General features: G+C 64.9%; 14 protein-coding genes and 1 pseudogene. 9 read left to right on the top strand and 6 right to left on the bottom strand.

Annotated features, from left to right (window positions below):
- Window positions 1-9 precede the first annotated feature (9 nt).
- The gene (locus BM118_RS35660) at window positions 10-234 is read right to left on the bottom strand and encodes a DUF2783 domain-containing protein (RefSeq protein ID WP_092192079.1); all 225 of its coding nucleotides are present in this window, start codon (window positions 232-234) and stop codon (window positions 10-12) included.
- A 21-nt stretch (window positions 235-255) separates the two neighbouring features.
- Complete coding sequence (locus BM118_RS35655) at window positions 256-1914, bottom strand: FAD-dependent oxidoreductase (RefSeq protein WP_092192077.1); 1659 nt, start codon at window positions 1912-1914, stop codon at window positions 256-258.
- 110 nt (window positions 1915-2024) lie between these two features.
- Here BM118_RS35655 and BM118_RS35650 point away from each other — a divergent pair, with 110 nt between their 5' ends.
- Window positions 2025-2567, top strand: coding sequence for a MarR family winged helix-turn-helix transcriptional regulator (locus tag BM118_RS35650; RefSeq protein WP_027546758.1), 543 nt, complete (start codon window positions 2025-2027; stop codon window positions 2565-2567).
- 52 nt (window positions 2568-2619) lie between these two features.
- Here the strand turns inward: BM118_RS35650 and BM118_RS42800 are convergent.
- Both BM118_RS42800 and BM118_RS35645 read right to left on the bottom strand, forming a co-directional pair.
- Window positions 2620-2706 (bottom strand): annotated as a pseudogene (locus BM118_RS42800) (N-acyl homoserine lactonase family protein); the annotation flags it as partial.
- Window positions 2707-2912: 206 nt separating this feature from the next.
- Window positions 2913-3212: a hypothetical protein gene (locus BM118_RS35645; RefSeq protein ID WP_092192076.1), complete on the bottom strand. Its 300-nt coding sequence runs from the start codon at window positions 3210-3212 to the stop codon at window positions 2913-2915.
- A 647-nt stretch (window positions 3213-3859) separates the two neighbouring features.
- Between BM118_RS35645 and BM118_RS35640 the strand changes: the two genes are divergently transcribed.
- Together BM118_RS35640 and BM118_RS35635 are read left to right on the top strand one after the other, a co-directional pair.
- Entirely contained in the window at window positions 3860-4216 is a 357-nt protein-coding gene (locus tag BM118_RS35640; RefSeq protein ID WP_244550312.1) for a hypothetical protein, read from the top strand.
- Window positions 4217-4245: 29 nt separating this feature from the next.
- The gene (locus BM118_RS35635; RefSeq protein WP_092192072.1) at window positions 4246-4707 is read left to right on the top strand and encodes a MaoC/PaaZ C-terminal domain-containing protein; all 462 of its coding nucleotides are present in this window, start codon (window positions 4246-4248) and stop codon (window positions 4705-4707) included.
- Between the two features lie 377 nt (window positions 4708-5084).
- Here the strand turns inward: BM118_RS35635 and BM118_RS35630 are convergent, their stop codons facing one another.
- On the bottom strand, window positions 5085-5891 hold the full coding sequence (locus BM118_RS35630) for an N-acyl homoserine lactonase family protein (protein WP_177234992.1): 807 nt from the start codon (window positions 5889-5891) through the stop codon (window positions 5085-5087).
- A 423-nt stretch (window positions 5892-6314) separates the two neighbouring features.
- On the opposite strand from BM118_RS35630, the gene BM118_RS35625 reads away from it, so the two are divergent.
- The 4 genes from BM118_RS35625 to BM118_RS35610 all read left to right on the top strand — a co-directional run bounded on the left by BM118_RS35625 (window position 6315) and on the right by BM118_RS35610 (window position 12899).
- Window positions 6315-7850, top strand: coding sequence for a caspase family protein (locus BM118_RS35625; protein WP_092192068.1), 1536 nt, complete (start codon window positions 6315-6317; stop codon window positions 7848-7850).
- A 146-nt stretch (window positions 7851-7996) separates the two neighbouring features.
- Window positions 7997-8668 carry an OmpA family protein gene (locus BM118_RS35620; RefSeq protein ID WP_092192066.1) on the top strand — a complete coding sequence of 224 codons (672 nt, stop codon included), beginning with the start codon at window positions 7997-7999 and terminating at the stop codon, window positions 8666-8668.
- 158 nt (window positions 8669-8826) lie between these two features.
- Complete coding sequence (locus BM118_RS35615) at window positions 8827-9756, top strand: efflux RND transporter periplasmic adaptor subunit (protein WP_092192064.1); 930 nt, start codon at window positions 8827-8829, stop codon at window positions 9754-9756.
- Window positions 9756-12899 (top strand): efflux RND transporter permease subunit, encoded by a 3144-nt coding sequence (locus BM118_RS35610; protein WP_092192062.1) that lies wholly within the window; start codon window positions 9756-9758, stop codon window positions 12897-12899. Before BM118_RS35615 ends, BM118_RS35610 begins: the two co-directional genes overlap by 1 nt.
- A 15-nt stretch (window positions 12900-12914) precedes the next feature.
- Here the strand turns inward: BM118_RS35610 and BM118_RS35605 are convergent, their stop codons facing one another.
- A complete protein-coding gene (locus tag BM118_RS35605; RefSeq protein ID WP_092192060.1) occupies window positions 12915-13589 on the bottom strand; it encodes a Crp/Fnr family transcriptional regulator in 675 nt (224 codons plus the stop codon).
- A 236-nt stretch (window positions 13590-13825) separates the two neighbouring features.
- Between BM118_RS35605 and BM118_RS35600 the strand changes: the two genes are divergently transcribed.
- Together BM118_RS35600 and BM118_RS35595 are read left to right on the top strand one after the other, a co-directional pair.
- On the top strand, window positions 13826-15898 hold the full coding sequence (locus BM118_RS35600) for an AsmA family protein (protein WP_092192058.1): 2073 nt from the start codon (window positions 13826-13828) through the stop codon (window positions 15896-15898).
- A 249-nt stretch (window positions 15899-16147) separates the two neighbouring features.
- Window positions 16148-18595: an adenylate/guanylate cyclase domain-containing protein gene (locus BM118_RS35595; RefSeq protein ID WP_092192056.1), complete on the top strand. Its 2448-nt coding sequence runs from the start codon at window positions 16148-16150 to the stop codon at window positions 18593-18595.
- Window positions 18596-18937 lie beyond the last annotated feature (342 nt).

The following is an 18937-nucleotide window of genomic DNA, read 5'->3' as shown; positions in this document are numbered from 1 at the left end:
GTCACAGGGTTATTGTTGTTGCTGTTGTTGCTGCTGGCCGTCGATCATGCGGCGCTTCGCGAGCCCGATCGCCTCCCGCAGCACGTCGATGTCGCCGATGTGGTTGGCGAGGATCAGCACCAGCGCAGCGTCGAAATCGGCGCTCTGCTCCTCGGTGAAGCCGCGATGCGCTTCGACGATGGCGCGGAAAGCATCGTCAGGCCGCGCGAAGTTGGAACTGGTGGAAAGCGGCATACCAAACCTCAATTCAGGCCTTCAATTCAAACCTTGGGCCCGCGACAACGCCGCCGCAATCGCCTCGCGCGTCGGATGGCGGAAGCGCGCGGCAACGTAGCCATCGGGCCTGAGCAGATAGGCCGCACCCGCCTCGGCGTCATAGCGCTTTGCGACGAGGCCCGAGGGATCGGCAAGTCCGCCCTCGCCGCCAATGCGGATCTCCTTCACGCCTTCGGGCACGCCGAGCTGCGCGTCATTGCTGAACGACAGCAAGGTGAAGTCCGTTCCACCCTCACGGAATGCGTCCGTCAGATAGGCCTGCTCGCCCGCACGCGACGCGACGGGCGCATCGAACATGGAACAACCCGGGGACGGTCCGCCGCGCCACGCATCCGCATCGGGCGACGACAGCGACGTATCATAGCTGCACGGCACCGACAGCCGGCCGCCATTGACCATGCGCTTGCCGAACTCGGTCTCCTTGGCGAGCGACAGCACCGCCTTGCGCAGCCGCGCTTCCTGGTGCGAGTTCGGCGCCATGAAATCGGTCGAACGGGTGGATTCGCGGATGTTCTCGTCCGCCGCCAGGCTGCGCTCGACGTGGTAGCTCTCCAGCAGGCTCGCGGGCGATTTACCGCGCAGCACGCGATCGAGCTTCCAGGACAGGTTTTCCGCGTCCTCGAGTCCCGAATTGGCGCCACGCGCACCGAAGGGCGAGACCTGATGCGCGGAGTCGCCGGCAAAGACCACGCGGCCATGGATGAAGCGGTCCATCCGCCGGCACTGGAATTTGTAGAGCGAGATCCATTCGAACTCGAACTTGTCGTGGCCCAGCATGCGCGCAATCCGCGGCCGCACGTTTTCCGGCTTCTTCTCGACAACGGGATCGGCGTAGCGATTGAGCTGGAGGTCGATACGCCAGACGTCGTCAGGCTGCCGGTGCAGCAGCGCCGAGCGGCCGGCATGAAACGGCGGATCGAACCAGAACCAGCGCTCGGTCGGGAATTCCGCCGTCATCTTGACGTCGGCGATCAGGAACTGGTCCTCGAAAACCTGGCCGGCGAACTCGGCGCCAACCATCTGCCGCAGCGACGACCGCGCGCCGTCGCAGGCGACGACATATTGCGCGTGCAGGCGGTAGGCGCCTTCCGGCGTCTCGATCGTCAACGCGACGGAATCGTTGCGCTGCTCGAGCGCCGTCACCTTGTTGCGCCAGCGCAGGTCGACCTCAGGGAGGTCGCTGATGCGATCGACCAGATAGGCCTCGGCGTAATATTGCTGGAGATTGATGAAGGCCGGCCGCTTGTGACCGTCTTCCGGCAGCAGGTTGAACTGGTAGAGCTGGGATTCGCCGTGGAAGATGCGGCCGACGCTCCACACCACGCCCTTCTCGACCATGCGATCGCCGACGCCGAGCCGGTCCCAATATTCCAGCGAGCGCTTCGAGAAGCAGATCGCGCGCGAGCCTTCGCCGATCCGGTCGGCATCATCCAGAAGGACGACGCTCTGGCCGCGCTGCGCGAGATCGATCGCGAGCGACAGCCCGACCGGGCCCGCGCCGACAATCACGACCGGATGCTCGGCCGGGCTTTGGCCGGGACGATCCTGATCGGGGTGGCGGCGATAGCCGAATTGGGTCTTCGCTTGAACGGTCTTGGCTTGAAAGGTCTTGGTCTGATGCGTATCGACCTGCGCCATGCGCTAACCTCGGCTCTGGTCAGGAGAGGGCTGATCTGCTAGATAGTTTCATGTGCAACTATTTTGGACCGGAGCCGGCCGGCCGTCAACTGGAATTCGGAGCGCAAGCCTTGGCGAGGACATCCAGCGATGCGGCGCTGAAGAGACAAGAGGCGGGCGAGGCGTCGCCGCGGCCAAAAACACGGCTCGACCTGTTCAAGTTCGTGCCGTTCCGCCTCAACCGGCTTGCGGCGGAGGTGAGTTCCGCGCTTGCGGTCGAATATCAGGAGCGTCACGGCCTCGACATTCCGGCCTGGCGCGTGATCGCGACGCTCGGCTTCCGCAACGATGCCTGTAGCGCGCAGTACATCTCGCAATGCACCCGCACGCACAAATCCACCATCAGCCGCGCCGTCACCATGCTGCTGCACGAGGGGCTGATCGAGCGGGTCGAGAACGAAGCCGACCGCCGCGAATTCCGCCTGCAACTGACGAAGAAGGGCCGCGCGCTCTACGAAGAGCTGTTCCCGCAATTGCTGCGGCGGGAGGACGAGATCCTCGCCTGCCTCTCCGCGCAGGAGCGCAAGCAGCTCTCGGCGCTGCTCGGCAAGATCGAACAGAGCCTCGACCTGATCCAGACCAGCGAAGAGGCCGACGCGAAGCAGGCTTATTAGCCTCTGTCATTCCGGGGCGCGCGTAGCGCGAACCGGAATGACGGCTTCGCCGTCATTTCGCAAACGACTTTGACGGCGGCAGGTGCAGCGCCCAGACGTCGACCTTGTCGCTCGCGCGCGGATAGATCTCCGTCACGACAGACGCTCCAGCATGTAGTTGCTGAGCCGTCTTTGTCGCGACTTTCCGCTCGGCCGACGGCGGCCCGATGCCGAAGCGACGACGCAATCAAGACAACTGCGCTTGGCGGCGCCGCCACATTGCGGCCGGTCAGGACCGCCGCGCGGCCGATGCGGCTCACAGAACCTCAATACTCTAACGCAACGCCCGCAACTCTCAGCGGAGCCTCAGAGATCGATGCCGACCGCGATGTTACGGCCCTTCAATTCGGCAAAGGTAGCTGTGTGCGCATACAGCTTTATGAATGCTTCATCCTTTGCCACTGCCTCCTGCACCTTTCCGTACACTTCCCAACTGGAATAGCGCGTAGAGATAAGAAACTCCCCAGCCCACATACCCGTGTGGAATCGGGAAAGTCGAAGAAATTCAGCACCGTGCTTTTCGAAGATTGCCTTCGCCTGCTTGGCGGTCTTGATCATTTCCTCAGGCTTGTCGCTCTTGAAGCGTGTAAATTGTACAATAGCCATGACCTAGTCCCTCCATTGGCCCTCCCATGAGTAAGTCCAGGAGTGGCCGCGGAGGTTCACAGGAAGTCCCTATGATGCGAGGTCCGGGTTAGGCAAAAACGCCGGTCGAGAGCCGAGCGGCCAAAGACCGGTCTAGGATACAGTGAACCCATGCGGCTTCCCGAACCGCTTCGCGTCGGGCCACAAGCGGTCGATGCGGGGTCAGTCGTTAGCTGTTTTCGCGTCAGGCGGAGCCTTCCCGGTCACTCGAGCATCCCGTAGGCAATCGTCCAAGCCCCTTCCATCCTTGTCGTCCGGCTCGATCTCGCACTTGGCAGGCCGAAGCAGGAGCTGTCTCCGCATTTCAGAAAGACGCGCACGACAAAATTCGCGGTGAAGAAAATCGATTATCGAGGGCATGGTCAAACCCCCTTGTTTATCTTCGCTATGCACGTCCCACTTGCACTAGCTCTTGGTGTGCAACAGGTGAACTAGAACACACGAGGCTACCAAACTTTGTCGGGTACTTCGCGACGTTCGGCCTCACCCCAATTTGTGAACCTCCCTTAGCCGAAAGATACCTACTCACAAGCGGTTACGGTTCGCCCGGAGGTACCATGGGGCGGCACTGCACAGCGTGGATCAAACGCGGGATTTCGCAAATCGCCATGAGCGCGGCTATCGCAATGGTGATGTCGCCGGCGCCGGGGCGCGATCTCGACGGACGCTACAGGAATTCACCACTTCTCGAATGGTTTGAGAGTTTGGCGAGCGGCAAAGGCCTCTGCTGTTCGCACGCCGACGGTCATGCCGTCGAAGACATAGACTGGGAAGCCAGAGACGGCCACTACCGTGTGCGACTGCCGAAAACCGCCGACTCCAAAGTGATGATCTGGGTCGACGTGCCTGACGATGCCATCATCACCGTACCGAACAAAGTCGGACGCACCATGGTCTGGCCGATCTACAACGACCTCTATCCGGAGATATCGATCCGGTGCTTTATGCCGGGGAGCATGACCTAGATTGGCGGGCGCTTGTAAAGGATTGACCGATGACCAGCGGCTATTTTGAAGACACCGAAATTGGCGATAGCCGCAAGGCCGGCCCCTATTTGGTCTCCAAGGACGAAATTATTCAGTTCGCCAAGCAGTATGACCCACGGCCCTTCCATATCGATGAGGAAGCTGCTGCGCGCTCAGTTTTTGCGGGACTGACGGCATCCGGTGCCCACACGTTCGCGATCTTCATCTCGCTAACGAGCAAACTACAGCCTCCGCTCCGTGTCCTTGCCGGGCTCGGCTGGGATGAGGTGAGGCTGCCGAACGCGGTACGCCCCGGAGACCACCTCGATCTTGAATCGATCGTTCTGGAGAAGCGCGAGTCGAGGTCGAACTCCGATAGGGGAATCCTTCGCAACCAAATCCACTTGCGCAACCAAAGACGCGAGACGGTGTTGCAGTGCATCGGCAATGTTCTCGTTGCGAGGCGACCGGATGCGAAAGCATCGATGTAAGCCATTCAATAAGCTGCCGTCGGTTGGTTTCGCTCTGATGTCTCTTGTGAGTCACAAGGCGACATTCCGGGTTCGGGGCTGGGTGTCCGCTTTACCCTCGAAAGCAAACATCCCGGATTTATGAAGTACACGCGCCCTTGCATTCCTGATGACGAGTTGACCCTCATGGTGAGGAGGCGCGCAAGCGCCGTCTCGCGGACGATGCTTCGCATCGCCGCGAGAACCATGAAGGCCTCCGCTGCTGCATCTTGGCCCGCATCCTTCGAGACGGCCGCTGCGGGGCTTGCTCAGAATGAGGGACTGAGAGCGGGGCCTCGCTCTCTCCCCTCGTCGTTTCGGTGCGCGACGAAGTCGCGAGCCCGGAATGACGTTGTGAGCTATTTCACGAACGACCGCGACGGCGGCAGGTGCAGCGCCCAGGCGTCGACCTTGTCGCTCGCGCGCGGATAGATCTCCGTCACGATCGGATCGTGGCCGGGAATGAACCTGTCGGGATGGCCGGCGAGACGCTCGATCGTCTCCCAGCCAACCGCCATGTCACCGACATTGTAGACGATCGGAAACGGGCTGCGGCGCTGGAGATTGGCGTAGTAATGCGCGGCGTCGGACGCCAGCACCACCGGCCCGCGCGCGGTCTCGACATTGACCACCTGCAAGCCGTCGGAATGACCGCCGACACGGTGAACGGTGACGCCGGGCGCGACCTCGCCGTCGCCCGAATAGAACGTGACACGCTCGCCATAGACATGGCGCACCATCTGCGTGACGTGCTCGACCGAGAACGGATGTCGCAGCAGGCCGTTGCACATGCAGCGGCCGGTCGCGTAAGCCATCTCGCGCTCCTGGAGATGGAAGCGCGCGTTCGGGAAGCGGTCGAGATTGCCGGCATGATCGTAATGCAGATGCGTCACGATGATGTCGCGAATCGCCGACGCCTTGACGCCAAAGCGCTCCAGCGCGTCAACCGGATTGAGCGTCAGCTTGCGCGCGCGCAGGCTCGCCTCCTCGGCGTTGAAGCCGGTATCGACCAGGATGTCGCGGCCGCCGCCGCGGATCAGCCAGACGAAGTAGTCGAGATCCTGCGCCGCACTGTCATGCGGATCCGGCGCCAGGAAGTTCATGTGAGGGGTACGCGGCGACATCGTCGCATAGCGCAGTGCGTAGATTTCGTAGGCGTTTCCCATGGTTTTTCTTTTGGTTTTGCTTTTTTCTGAGTGGACCTTCGGGGAGGTACGAGCGCACCAAGCCATTGTCCGCCGGAAAGGTCAAACGCCCCGCGTGATGCGTGGCGGCCCACTCCAATGTGAGACCAATCACATTTTCGGCGCCAAGACTCCCCTAAACATGACTCCCCTAACATGGGTCTCCTATCCTGGGTGTCCTGACATGGCCGCTGCAATGCCCAACCAGATCGCGTCGAGCCCAACCATGATGGCGCGTTTACTCCCCGCGCGGCGCGCCCACGCGTTGCGGTCAATCGTCGCGATAATGCCGAATCTCCAAGCGGTTGACGCCCCCTCTCCCCGGTTTGATAATGCACATTGCGTAAGTTAAGGTCGCCGCGGCGCAAGCTGGAACGGCGCCTTTTTGGCTGGACCGCGCTGATTATGAAAATTCGCTTCCTTTTCCTTCTTCCCTTGCTCGTTTCGCTCGTCCCGACCGCTCCGTCGCTTGCGGCCGGCGACCGTTATGCGCTGATCATCGGCAACGCCAAATATCCGGATGCGGACGCTCCGCTGAAGGAGCCGCTCAACGACGCTCGCGACATCGCCGACGAGCTCAAGCGCGACGGCTTTTCGGTCGAAATCGGCGAGAACCTGACCGGCGACGGCATGCGCCGCGCCTTCGACAAGCTCTACGGCAAGATCAAGCCGGGCTCGGTGGCGCTGGTATTCTTCAGCGGTTTCGGCATCCAGTCGGCGCGCCAGAGCTACCTGCTGCCGATCGACGCGCAAATCTGGACCGAATCCGACGTGCGCCGCGACGGTTTCAGCCTGGAAGCCGTCCTCGGCGAGCTCAACACCCGCGGCGCCGGCGTCAAGATCGCGCTGGTCGATGCCTCCAGGCGCAACCCGTTCGAGCGCCGGTTCCGCAGCTTCTCGGCCGGCCTGACCCCGGTCATCGCGCCGAACGGCACGCTGGTGATGTATTCGGCGGCGCTGGCCTCGGTGGTCTCCGATGCCGGCGGCGAGCACAGCCTGTTCGTCCAGGAACTGCTGAAGGAAATCCGCGTCCCCGACCTGATGGCCGAGGAGACGCTGAACCGCACCAAGATGGGCGTCACCCGCGCCTCGCGCGGCGAGCAGGTGCCGTGGATATCCTCTTCATTGGCCGAAGATTTCTCGTTCATTCCGGGAGCCGGCGGATCGCGGCCGACAACGCCGCCGCCCGCGCCTCCCGCTCCGCCCGCCGTCGTCGCCAATAACCCGCCGCCGGCACCACCCGCGCCGCCATCACCGCCTCCGCCGCCGAAGCCGGCCGACACGGCAGCCGCACCGGCTCCCGCTCCCGCGCCCGCGCCCGTACCGGCCCCATCGCCGAAGCCGCAGGTCGAGGCCGCCTTGCCTCCGCCGCCACCGCCGGTGAAACCGGCCGATCCCGCCCCCGCGCCGAACGCGGACGCCGGGCCTAGCGCGGCCGCGCTGGCGGAGGACCCCACCATCAAGGGCCTGACGGCCAAGATCGCGGCCAATCCTGATGACGTGAACGCGCTGTACCGGCGCGGCCAGGTCTATGCCAGCAAGGGCGCCTACAACCTCGCCATCAAGGATTTCGACGACACGCTCCGGATCAACTCGAAGGACGTCGAGGCCCTGAACAACCGCTGCTGGACCCGCACCGTGGTCGGCGATCTCCAGGCCGCGCTGAAGGATTGCAACGAAGCGCTGCGGCTGCGGCCGAACTTCGTCGATGCGCTGGACAGCCGGGGGCTGGTCAATCTGAAATCGGGAGCGGTGAAGAACGCCATCGCCGATTTCGATGCGGCCCTGAGGATCAATCCGCGCCTCACCTCCTCGCTGTACGGACGGGGCCTCGCCAAGCAGCGCAACGGCTCCGCCCAGGAAGGGGCGCTGGACATTGCCAATGCCAAGGCGATGGATCCGAACATCGTTCAGGAATTTGCAAGCTACGGAGTACGCTAGTATTTTTTTGAGTTGAGGCGGCGGACGCCTCGAACCCTCGGCCGCCCAAGACAGACTAAAGGACGGATGCCGCAGGCGGCCTTTCCGGGGGGCCTATTGCAGGAATTTTGGAACCACGCAGGTCAGCTGCGCAGGAGGGACTGGCAATGAGATCGGCTGCAAAAGGACTTACCGCAATCCTGTCCATCATGGCCATTGGCGCGGCGCTGTCGCTGCCGGCCTCACCCGCATTCGCCGGCGACGACGGCAACAGCAAGAACGTCACCGAGGACGAGATCGTCCGCGCACTGGCGCCGCCGCAGAAGAAGCCGCTGACCCGCGGCCTCTCGATCGCGCCGCAGGCTGACCCTGCGCCGAGCGCGTCGGAGACCAAGCTGATCCAGTCCGTGCGCGGCCGCTCGACGCGCTCGCTGTCGTCGACCGAGCGCGAGGAAATCGCATCCGTCGCCAAGGACAAGCCGAACATCGATCTCGAGATCACCTTCGACTACAACTCCGCCAATATCAGCACCAAGTCGCTGGCTTCGGTGCAGGCGCTCGGGCGCGCGCTGACCAGCCCCGACCTGAAGGGATCGACCTTCGTGGTCGCCGGCCACACCGACGCCGCCGGCGGCGAGGCCTACAACCAGGACCTGTCGGAGCGCCGCGCGGATTCGATCAAGCGCTACCTCGTCGAGAAGTACAGCATCTCCGCGACCGACCTCGTCACCGTCGGCTACGGCAAGAGCAAGCTGAAGGACCCGAGCCAGCCCATGGCCGAGGTCAACCGCCGCGTGCAGGTCGTCAACATGGAAAACAAGACCACCGCATCGAAGTAAGCACGACGCAATTCTTTGAAATGAACGTTCGTGATGTGGTGTAAAGTCTCGCTTCCAAAGCGCGTCCCGCAGCCTTGCGGGACGCCGCTTTGTTTCAGGGAAACGCTCTCAGCAGGCCTCGTGCGGATGGCCGTGAGCCAGGCCAGGACAATCCGGCGATGAACGTCTCCGACTATCTCAAGCCTGCCGGAACCGTGGCGTTCATCGTCGCGCTCGGCATCGGCTATTATCTGTTCGAGCATCGGCGTCGCCCCGAGGCCAAGGAAACGCCGGGCGAGGCGCTCGTCATCGTGACGAAGTCGACCAATGCCTGCTTCTCCGATCTGGTGCGGGTGACGGGCTTCTTCGTGCCGCGCCGCGAGGCCGTGGTCGTCGCCGACCAGGAAGGTTCCAGGGTCACCGACCTCTTCGTCACCGAAGGCACCATGGTCACCGACAACCAGGAGCTGGCGCGCCTGACGGCGCCGCCGCAGATCCCGGGCCAGCCGCAGCGGCCCGGCCCGCAAGGCCCGATCTCGCTGAAGGCGCCGGCGCCGGGCCTCGTCACGGAAGTTCGCACCATCGTCGGCGCACCCGCCTCGCCGCAGGCCGGCCCGATGTTCCGCATCGCCGTCAACAACGAGATCGAGCTCGACGCTCAGGTTCCGGCCGTGCACATGCCCAAGCTCAGCGCCGGCGCGACCGTGCGCATCAGCCGCGACGACGCGCCCGATTTGATCGGCCGGGTGCGGCTGGTTGCGCCCGAAATCGACCGCACCACCCAGCTCGGCCGCGTCCGCATCAGCGTCACCAACAATCCCTCGCTGAAGGTCGGCGTGTTCGCGCGCGCCTCGATCGACGCCAAGCGAAGCTGCGGCGTCGCGGTGCCCAAGACCGCGATCGACCATCTCACCGTGCAGGTCGTCAAGGGCAACACGATCGAGACGCGCAAGGTGCGGGTCGGGCTGTCGTCCGACACCGCGACGGAAATCCTGGACGGGCTCGACGTCGGCGAAATCGTCGTGGCCGACGCCGGCTCTTCACTGCATGACGGCGACCAGATCAAGACCATGTTCGCCGATGAACTCGATCGCACGCGGGTACGCTGATGGCTCTCAATATCTCGGCATGGTCGATCCGGAATCCGCTGCCGTCGGTCGTCTTTTCGATCATCCTCCTGATCCTCGGCTGGACCTCCTTCGCCAAGCTCGCGGTGACGCGGCTGCCCTCGGCCGACATTCCCGTGATCTCGGTCGCGGTGTCGCAGTTCGGTGCCGCGCCCGCCGAACTCGAATCCCAGGTCACCAAGACCATTGAAGACGCGGTCTCCGGCGTCGAGGGAGTGCGGCACATCACCTCCTCGATCACCGACGGCCTGTCGCTGACCACCATCCAGTTCGCGCTGGAGACCAACACCGACCGCGCGCTCAACGACGTCAAGGACGCGGTGACGCGCGTGCGCTCCAACCTGCCGCAGAACGTCACCGAGCCGCTGATCCAGCGCGTCGACGTGATCGGCCTGCCGATCGTCACCTATGCCGCGATCTCGCCCGGCAAGACGCCGGAGCAGCTGTCCTATTTCGTCGACGACGTGGTCAAGCGCGCGCTCCAGGGCGTGCGCGGCGTCGCCCAGGTCGAGCGCATCGGCGGTGTCGAGCGCGAGATCCTGGTCTCGCTCGATCCCGACCGCTTGCAGGCGATGGGCCTGACCGCCGTCAATGTCAGCCAGAGCCTGCGCGGCACCAATGTCGACGTCGCCGGCGGCCGCGCCGAGATCGGCAAGAACGACCAGGCGATCCGCACCCTGGCCGGCGCCAAGACGCTGAGCGACCTCGCCGGCACCATGGTCCCGCTGTTCGGCGGCGGCGAGGTCCGGCTCGACGATCTCGGCACCGTCACCGACACCATCGCCGACCGCCGCACCTTCGCCCGCTTCAACGGCGAGCCGGTGGTCGCGCTCGGCATCAAGCGCTCCAAGGGCGCCAGCGACGTGAAGGTCGCCGACGCCGTGCAGAAGCGCATCGACGCGCTCAAGGCCGCCTATCCCGACGTCGATCTCAAGCTGATCGACACCTCGGTCGAATACACCAACGGCAATTACGAAGCGGCGATCTCGACCCTGTTCGAGGGCGCCATCCTCGCCGTCGTCATCGTGCTGCTGTTCCTGCGCGATCTGCGCGCCACCATCATCGCCGCGATCTCGCTGCCGCTGTCGATCTTCCCGGCATTCTGGGCGATGGACCTCCTCGGCTTCTCGCTCAATCTCGTCAGCTTCCTCGCCATCACGCTGTCGACCGGTATTCTCGTCGACGACGCCATCGTCGAGATCGAGAACATCGTGCGGCACATGAACATGGGCAAATCGCCCTATCGCGCCGCGCTCGAGGCTGCCGACGAGATCGGCCTCGCCGTGATCGCGATCTCGCTCACCATCATCGCGATCTTCGCCCCCGCGAGCTTCATGTCGGGCATCGCCGGACAGTTCTTCAAGCAGTTCGGCATCACCGTCTCGGTGCAGGTGTTCTTCTCGCTGCTCGCGGCGCGCTTCGTCACGCCGGTGCTGGCCGCCTACTTCCTCAAACATGGCCATCACGAGGAGCCGCCGCCCGGGCGCGTGCTGCGGTCCTATCACCGGATCGTGGCCTGGTCGGTGAAGCACTATTTCATCACGGTGCTGATCGGCTTCGGCATCTTCGCCGCCTCGATCTGGAGCATCACGCTGCTGCCGCAGGGCTTCCTGCCGGCGCAGGACAGCGCGCGCTCGCTGCTGGCGCTCGAGCTGCCGCCGGGCACCCAGCTCGCCTACACCGAAAAGGTCACCGAGGACATCGTCGCGCGGCTGCGCAAGCGGCCCGAGGTGAAGAGCATCTTCGTCGACGGCGGGCGCGTTCCGCCCGGCACCCAGGAGGTCCGGCGCGCCGCCCTGATCATCAACTACACGCCCAAGGGCGATCGCGACATCACCCAGCGCGAGCTGGAATTCTCGATCAGCCAGGAGCTGGAGAACATTCCCGACATCCGCTTCTGGTTCCTCGACGAAAACGGCCTGCGCGCGATCTCGCTGGTCGTGACCGGCGTCGACGCCAACATCGTCAACAACGTCGCCAGCGAGCTCGCGACGCAGATGAAGCGGATCCCGACCATCGCCAACGTGATCTCGGAAACCACGCTGGAGCGGCCCGAGCTGCGCATCGAGCCGCGCGCCGATCTCGCCGCGCGCCTCGGCGTCTCCACCGAAAGCCTGTCGCAGACCATCCGCGTCGCCACCATCGGCGACGTCGGCCCTGCGCTCGCCAAGTTCGACGTCGGCGACCGCCTGGTGCCGATCCGGGTGCAGCTCGAGGACGCCGCGCGCGGCAATCTGAAGACGCTCGAGCAGTTGCGCGTACCGCTCGGTGAGCGCGGCGAAAAGGGCGGCGTGCCGCTCTCGGTCATCGCCGACGTTAAGCTCGACCAGGGTCCGACCAGCATCAACCGCTACGACCGGGACCGCCAGGCCACCGTTGCCGCCGACCTCGTCGGCTCCGCGGCGCTCGGCGATGCCACCAAGAAGATCAACGAGCTGCCGGTGATGAAGAGCCTGCCGAAGGGCGTGAAGGTCTCGCCGTCCGGCGACGCCGAAAGCCTGAACGAGCTGTCCGACGGCTTCGCCACCGCGATCACCGCGGGCCTGATGATGGTCTATGCCGTGCTGGTGCTGCTGTTCGGCACCTTCCTCCAGCCGATCACCATCCTGTTCTCGCTGCCGCTCTCGATCGGTGGCGCCATCGCGGCCCTGCTCGTCACCGGCAAGCAGCTCACCACGCCGGTCTGGATCGGCATCCTGATGCTGATGGGCATCGTCACCAAGAACGCGATCATGCTGGTGGAATTCGCGATCGAGGCGATCCGCGACGGCAAGCGACGCGACGAAGCGATGATTGACGCCGGCATGAAGCGCGCCCGCCCGATCGTGATGACCACGATCGCGATGGCCGCGGGCATGATGCCGAGCGCGCTCGCGGTCGGCGCCGGCGGCGAATTCCGTTCGCCGATGGCGCTCGCGGTGATCGGCGGCCTGATCTTCTCGACCATCCTGTCGCTGGTGTTCGTGCCCGCGATGTTCATGGTGATGGACGATCTCGGCGCCCTGATCTGGCGCTTCGGCAGCCGGCTGATCGTGCACAGCGAGGATACGGAGGTCTCCGGTCATCACGAAGCTTCGCCGGCACAGCCGGCACCGAAGAAAATCGTGCACCCGGCGGCGGAGTAGGGTTCGCGAGAGTCCCTACTCGTTCCGCGCGATCGCCGTCAGCTTGGTCATGTTCCTGAGCAAAATACGGCCACGCTGAAGATCCAGGATCGCGTCCTTGCGCCAGGCCTGAAGCTGGCGGTTGACGCTCTCGCGGGCGGCGCCGACGAAGACGCCGAGCTGCTCCTGCGAGATGTGCACCTCCGAGCCGAAATCGGCGGCGAGTGCGCAGAGCCGCCGCGCCAGCCGAACCGGCAGCGGCTGCAACATGGACTCTTCCATGCGCTCGCTCTGCCAGCGGATACGCTGGCACAGCAGCGCGATGATCTTGATCGCGACCTTCGGCTCGCGCTCGAGGAAGGCGAGAAAGTCTTCGCGCCGCAGCACGAACAATTCGCTGGTTTCGCCCGCGGTCGCGTCCGCAGTGCGGTTCTGGCCGTCCAGCACCGCGACCTCGCCGAACAGGTCGCCCGGCCCCATGAAATTCAGCGTCAGCCGGCTGCCATCGGAGGCGCCGGTCTCGATCCGGACCTGGCCGCGGCGCACGCCGAACAGCGCGTCCCCGGCATCGCCCTTCTGGAACAGCACCTCGCCGTTCGCCAGATGCTGGGTGTGGCAGAGATTGGACAGCCGCTGGAGCTCGTCTGCGCCGAGATCGGCGAACATCGGGTTCATCTTCAGGATGACCGCAAATTCGGCCTGCTTGCTCATGTCAACTTCCTTGTGAATTTACGTGTCAATTTCACTGGCAAATCGGCTGGAACCAGCAACGTCCAGGATCGCGTAAAACCGCGCCGGAGAAGTGTGTCATAAGTCACATAACTTTGCAGCACCCCCTGACTATTTTTGACCGCTTGGAGCGGCTTCCCGTCCCGGGATAAACTCACGCGCATCGGACGGGTGAGCGGCCGGGTTCGGCGCCGTTCGTCCGTCATTGGAAAGTCGACATGAGAGCAGTGAAATTCGCCGGCGCCGCGGTCGCCGCTGTCGTCATCGTGATCGCGCTTCTGCTCGTGGTCGGGATCCCATCGGGCTTCCTGACCTCGACGATTGCGTCGCGGGTCGAGAGCGCGACAGGCTATCGCCTGTCGATCGGCGGCCCCACCAGGATCAGCCTGTGGCCGACGCTGAACGTCACCTTGAACGACCTCACGCTTCAGGATCCGAAGGACCGCAGCGGCATCACGCGCCTCACGGTCGACAGCGTGCAGGCCGACATGTCGCTCTCGAGCGTCTGGTCGGGCCGCCCGAAGATCAGCGAGCTCGTCGTCACCCGTCCCGTGCTCTACCAGCCGCTGCTGCGTGAGCGCCTGCCCAACGCCAGTGCCTCGTCGAAGCCGCTCGCGCTCGACACGGATGGCGCGACCATCGACCGCGTCACGATCACCGACGGCGAGGTCGCATTCGCGCGCGTGCGCGATCGCGTCGAGGGCCGCATCAGCGCCATCAACGCCGACGCGGTCGTCGATCGCGATCGCAAGGTCAACATCACCGGCACCGCGCGCGTCGGCGAGCACCCGACCAAGTTCGACATCAAGGCGACGACGCCGGCACCGCCAGCCGACCGGCCGACCATCCCGGTGGATTTCGCCATCGACATGCCCGATGTGCTGAAGTCCCGGCTCACAGGTCATGCCGACATGCGGCTGAGCGGCGATCTCGTGATGATCAACGGCGTGAACGGCACGCTCGGCGACGGCGCGTTCAACGGCTGGGCTTCGGTCGACATCGCGAGCAAGCCTCTGGTCAAGGTCGATCTCGACTTCCAGCGGCTCGCGATTCCGCTGGCGAAATCGCCGGACGGCGCCTCTGGGCAGCCCTGGAGCAATGCGCCGATCGACGTGTCCGGCCTCAATTATGTCGATGCACAAATCAGGATCTCCGCGAACGAGGCCGTGATCGGCGATGCGCGTCTTGCGCCGCTGGCGCTCGATGCAAAGCTCGCCGGCGGCGTGCTGAAAGCCGGCACCGCCAATCTCGGCGCCTATGGCGGCCAGGTCTCCGGCGAAGTGATCCTGGATGCGACCAGCGGCGCGCCGAGCTTTGCCATGCATTCCGACCTCGTCGGCGTGCGCGCGCTGCCGCTGCTCCAGGGCCTTGCCGAATTCGACCGGATCGACGGCAAGCTGCAAGCCAAGCTCGCATTGCGCGGCGCCGGCACCAGCCAGCGCGCCTTGATGGCGAACATGCAGGGCACGGCCTTCGTCAATTTCCAGGACGGCGCCATCCGCGGCATCAACGTCGCGCAGATGATCCGCTCGCTGACATCGGGCACGCTGTCCGGCTGGCAAGAGAACCAGAACCCCAGCCAGGACCAGAGCACGGATTTGTCGCAGCTCTCCGCCTCCTTCCGCATCGACAAGGGACAGGCGGTGACGACCGATCTCAATCTGATCGGGCCGCTGGTGCGCGTGACCGGCGCAGGCACGATCGCGCTCGACACCAAGATGATGGGCTTTCGCGTCGAGCCGAAGCTGGTGATGACCACCGAAGGCCAGGGCCGCGCCTCCGAGCCGGTCGGCTTCGGCATCCCGGTGATGATCCAGGGCAGCTGGTCGCAGCCGCGGATCTACCCTGACATGGCCGGCATGCTCGACAATCCGGACGCCGCATATGCCAAGCTGCGCGAGATGGGCAAGGGCCTGTTCGGGCCTGATGGCGCCGGGCTCGGCAATATCCTGGGCAGCCTCGGTCTCGGCGGCACGACCGCGCCGGGTGGCGGCAATGCGGGGAGCACCGCCAATCCGCAAACCCAGCAGCCGGGGCAGAACAATCTGCTCGGGGGCCCGCTGGGCGAGGCGATCGGCAATCTGATCCAGCAGGGGCTTTCCAGCGGAGCTGCAACCGGCACTGGCACTGCTACTGGCACCGGCCGCAGCCGCAGCCTGCCCGCAACGCCATCCACACCGGCACCGCAGGCCTCGCCCGCGCCGGCGCCCCCGGCCCCCGGCGAGCCGCCGGTGGCGCAGCAGGACAGCCAACCGATGAATGACGTGCTGCGGCAGCTCTTTAATCGATGATTGGCGGACCAACGGGCCGGACTCCACGCCGATCCCTTACATCGGCTTCGCCATTCCCTGCTTCCTCCGAACGGAGGACACTGCGACAATTCACCACCCTTTCGGCCCGCTCCGGCGTCCACATCGGGTAACCACGCCGACCGGTCCACCGGTCCCGGCACGTCCCTTGGCCCAAATTGTGATAGAAGGGCGGCTGGGCCTGTACGGGGCCCGTAGCGCCGGCGTCGATGGCGGCGCGAGAGGATCCGGATGGCGGGAGCGAACGACAAGACACGGTTTCTGCGCGAGGGCCTGTTCGCCAAATACGTCGTCTCCCTCGTCGGCCTCGTCGTGTTCGTCCTCGCCGTCAACGGCGCGATGGAGACCTGGATCTCCTATCGCGCCACCAAGACACAGCTGACCGACGGGCTGGAGGACAAGGCCCAGGCCGCCGCCCGGCGCATGGAACAGTCGATCTCCGAGCTGGAGCGCCAGATCAGCTGGGTGACCCGCGCGAGCCAGGACACCCTCGAGAAACGCCGCGCCGACTACGCCCAGCTCCTGCACCAGGTCGCGGTCGTCAACCAGCTGTTCCAGCTCAACGGCGACGGCCGCGAGGTGCTGCGCGTCTCGCGCCAGTCGACCACGACCGGCGGCAATGCCGATCTCTCCCGCGACATGCGCTTCACCGACACCGTCGCCCGCGGCGTCAGCTACGCGCCGGCGTGGTTCGTGGACCGGACCCCGTTCATGTCGATCTCGGTGGCGCATTCCGGCTTCAACGCCGGCGTCACGGTCGCCGAGATCGATCTCAGCTTCCTCTCCGAACTGCTGTCCGATGCCCAGGTCGGCAAGGCGGCCTTTGCCTATGTGGTCGATCCGCGCGGCCGCGTGCTGGCAACGTCCGCGAAAGGCCCCGATGTCGGCAAGGACCTGTCGAAGCTGCCGCAGGTGGCGGCCGCGATTTCGCCCGGCCGCGAGCCCGACACCTCGGGCACCGACTTCAACGGCCATTCGGTGCTGGCAGCCGCGAGCACCGTGCCGAAACTCGGCTGGAGCGTGATGTTCGAGCAGCCGACCACGCAGGCCCTGACGCCGATCCGCGACCAGCTGGTGCGCATCGCGCTCTTGATCGGCATGGGCCTGATGGTCGCGATCCTCGCCGGCACGCTGCTCGCCCGCCGCATGATCATTCCGATCACGGCGCTGCGCGACGGCGCGCACAAGCTCGGCGAAGGCGATTTCAGCCATCGCATCGACGTGCACACCTCCGACGAGCTGGAAGATCTCGCCGGCCAGTTCAACCGCATGGCCGATCAGATCCAGGAGACCTATTCGAACCTGGAGACCAAGGTCGAGGAGCGCACCCGCGATCTCGCGCAGTCGATCAACGAGCTCAAGGTGCTGGAAGAGGTCGGCCGCGCCGTCGCCTCCTCGCTCGATCTCAACGCGGTGCTGCCGACGATCGCCGCGCGCGCGATCGAGATCACCCATGCCGACGCGGTGCTGATCTACGGCTTCGATGCCGAGACGCGCCGCTTCAACCTGGTCGAATCCAACGGCATCGACAAATCGGCCGACGGCGCCCATGTCACGATCGACGAAGGCGAGAACATCCTGAGCGACGCAGCCGGTAGCGGCGAGCCGATCGCGCTTGCCGATCTCGACCACGCGGCCGAGCAGCCGCTGCGCGACGTCGCGATCGAGGCCGGCTTCCGCTCGGTGCTGGTGGTGCCGCTGGTGGACCAGCAGGGCACGCTCGGCTCGCTGGTGGTGCTGCGTCGCGCCGGTGGCGAATTCGCCGGCAGCATCATCGGCCTGATGCGCACCTTCGCCAACCAGGCCGTGCTGGCGATGCGCAATGCGCGCCTGTTCACCGAGGTCGATCACAAGAGCCACGCGCTGGAGGCGGCGCACGAGACCGTGCGCGCCCAGGCCGACAAGCTGCGCGTGCAGACCGAGCAGCTCAAGGACTGGAACAAGTCGCTGGAGGAGCGCGTCAAGACCCAGCTCGGCGAGATCGAGCGCATCCGCAAGCTCGAGCGGTTCCTGGCACCGCAGGTCGCGCAGTTGATCGCCTCCTCCGACAGCCCCGAGGGGCTGCTCACCAGCCAGCGCCGCGAAGTGACCGTGGTGTTCTGCGACCTGCGCGGCTTCACGGCCTTCACCGAGGCGACCGAGCCGGAAGAGGCGATGAACGTGCTCCGCGAATATCACGCGGCGCTCGGCAAGCTGATCTTCAAATACGAGGGCACGCTCGACAAATATGCCGGCGACGGCGTGATGATCCTGTTCAACGCACCGATCCAGTTCGACGACCACACGATACGCGCGGTGAAGATGGCGGTGGAAATGCGCGACACGATCGGTCCGCTGACCGAACGCTGGCGCAACCGCGGCCACAGCCTCGGCTTCGGCATCGGCATCGCGCTCGGCTATGCCACGCTCGGCCAGGTCGGCTTCGAGCAGCGGCTGGAATATGCCGCGATCGGCAGCGTCACCAACCTCGCCTCCCGCCTCTGCGGCGAAGCCAAGGCCAACCAGATCGTGGTCAGCCGCCGCGTCTACGGCATCGTCGAGCCCTGGGTCGAGGCCCGCGCGCTCGATGATCTCCAGCTCAAGGGCTTCAACCACCCCGTGCTGGCGATGGAGATTCTGAGCTGGCGCGAGGAGATGGAGAACGTGGTGGATGCCGCGGGGGCGCGAAGGCGGGGGTGAGCGTCCTAAGCAAAAAAATCGAAAACAACCCCATGCACAGTAGCCGGGGTCCGTAAGATCAATGACTTACGCGGGTGCCGGAGTGGTTTGACACGTCGGGCAAAGCACCGGCAGAATGGCATTATCGGGCGATTGCGCCGGACTTCCCCACCTCTGATGTATTTTGCCCTTCGGATCAGTCGACCCGGCGACGGCTATGCCGTTGTGATTTAAGCAAAAAAGCTAATACGCAAGAGTCGTCCCGTGTCGTAGTACTAGGCGCACGTTTGACGGGAAAAGACTGGAAGAAATGGCACGAGGTCCGGGGAAAAGCCGAGGGGCGAAAGTCGACCGCGGCACTGA

The sequence above is a fragment of the Bradyrhizobium sp. cf659 genome (genome assembly GCF_900113725.1).
In the GTDB taxonomy this organism is placed as follows: Bacteria; Pseudomonadota; Alphaproteobacteria; order Rhizobiales; family Xanthobacteraceae; genus Bradyrhizobium.
Note: the sequence above shows the minus strand (reverse complement) of the source record. Positions and strands in the feature narration are given on the sequence as shown.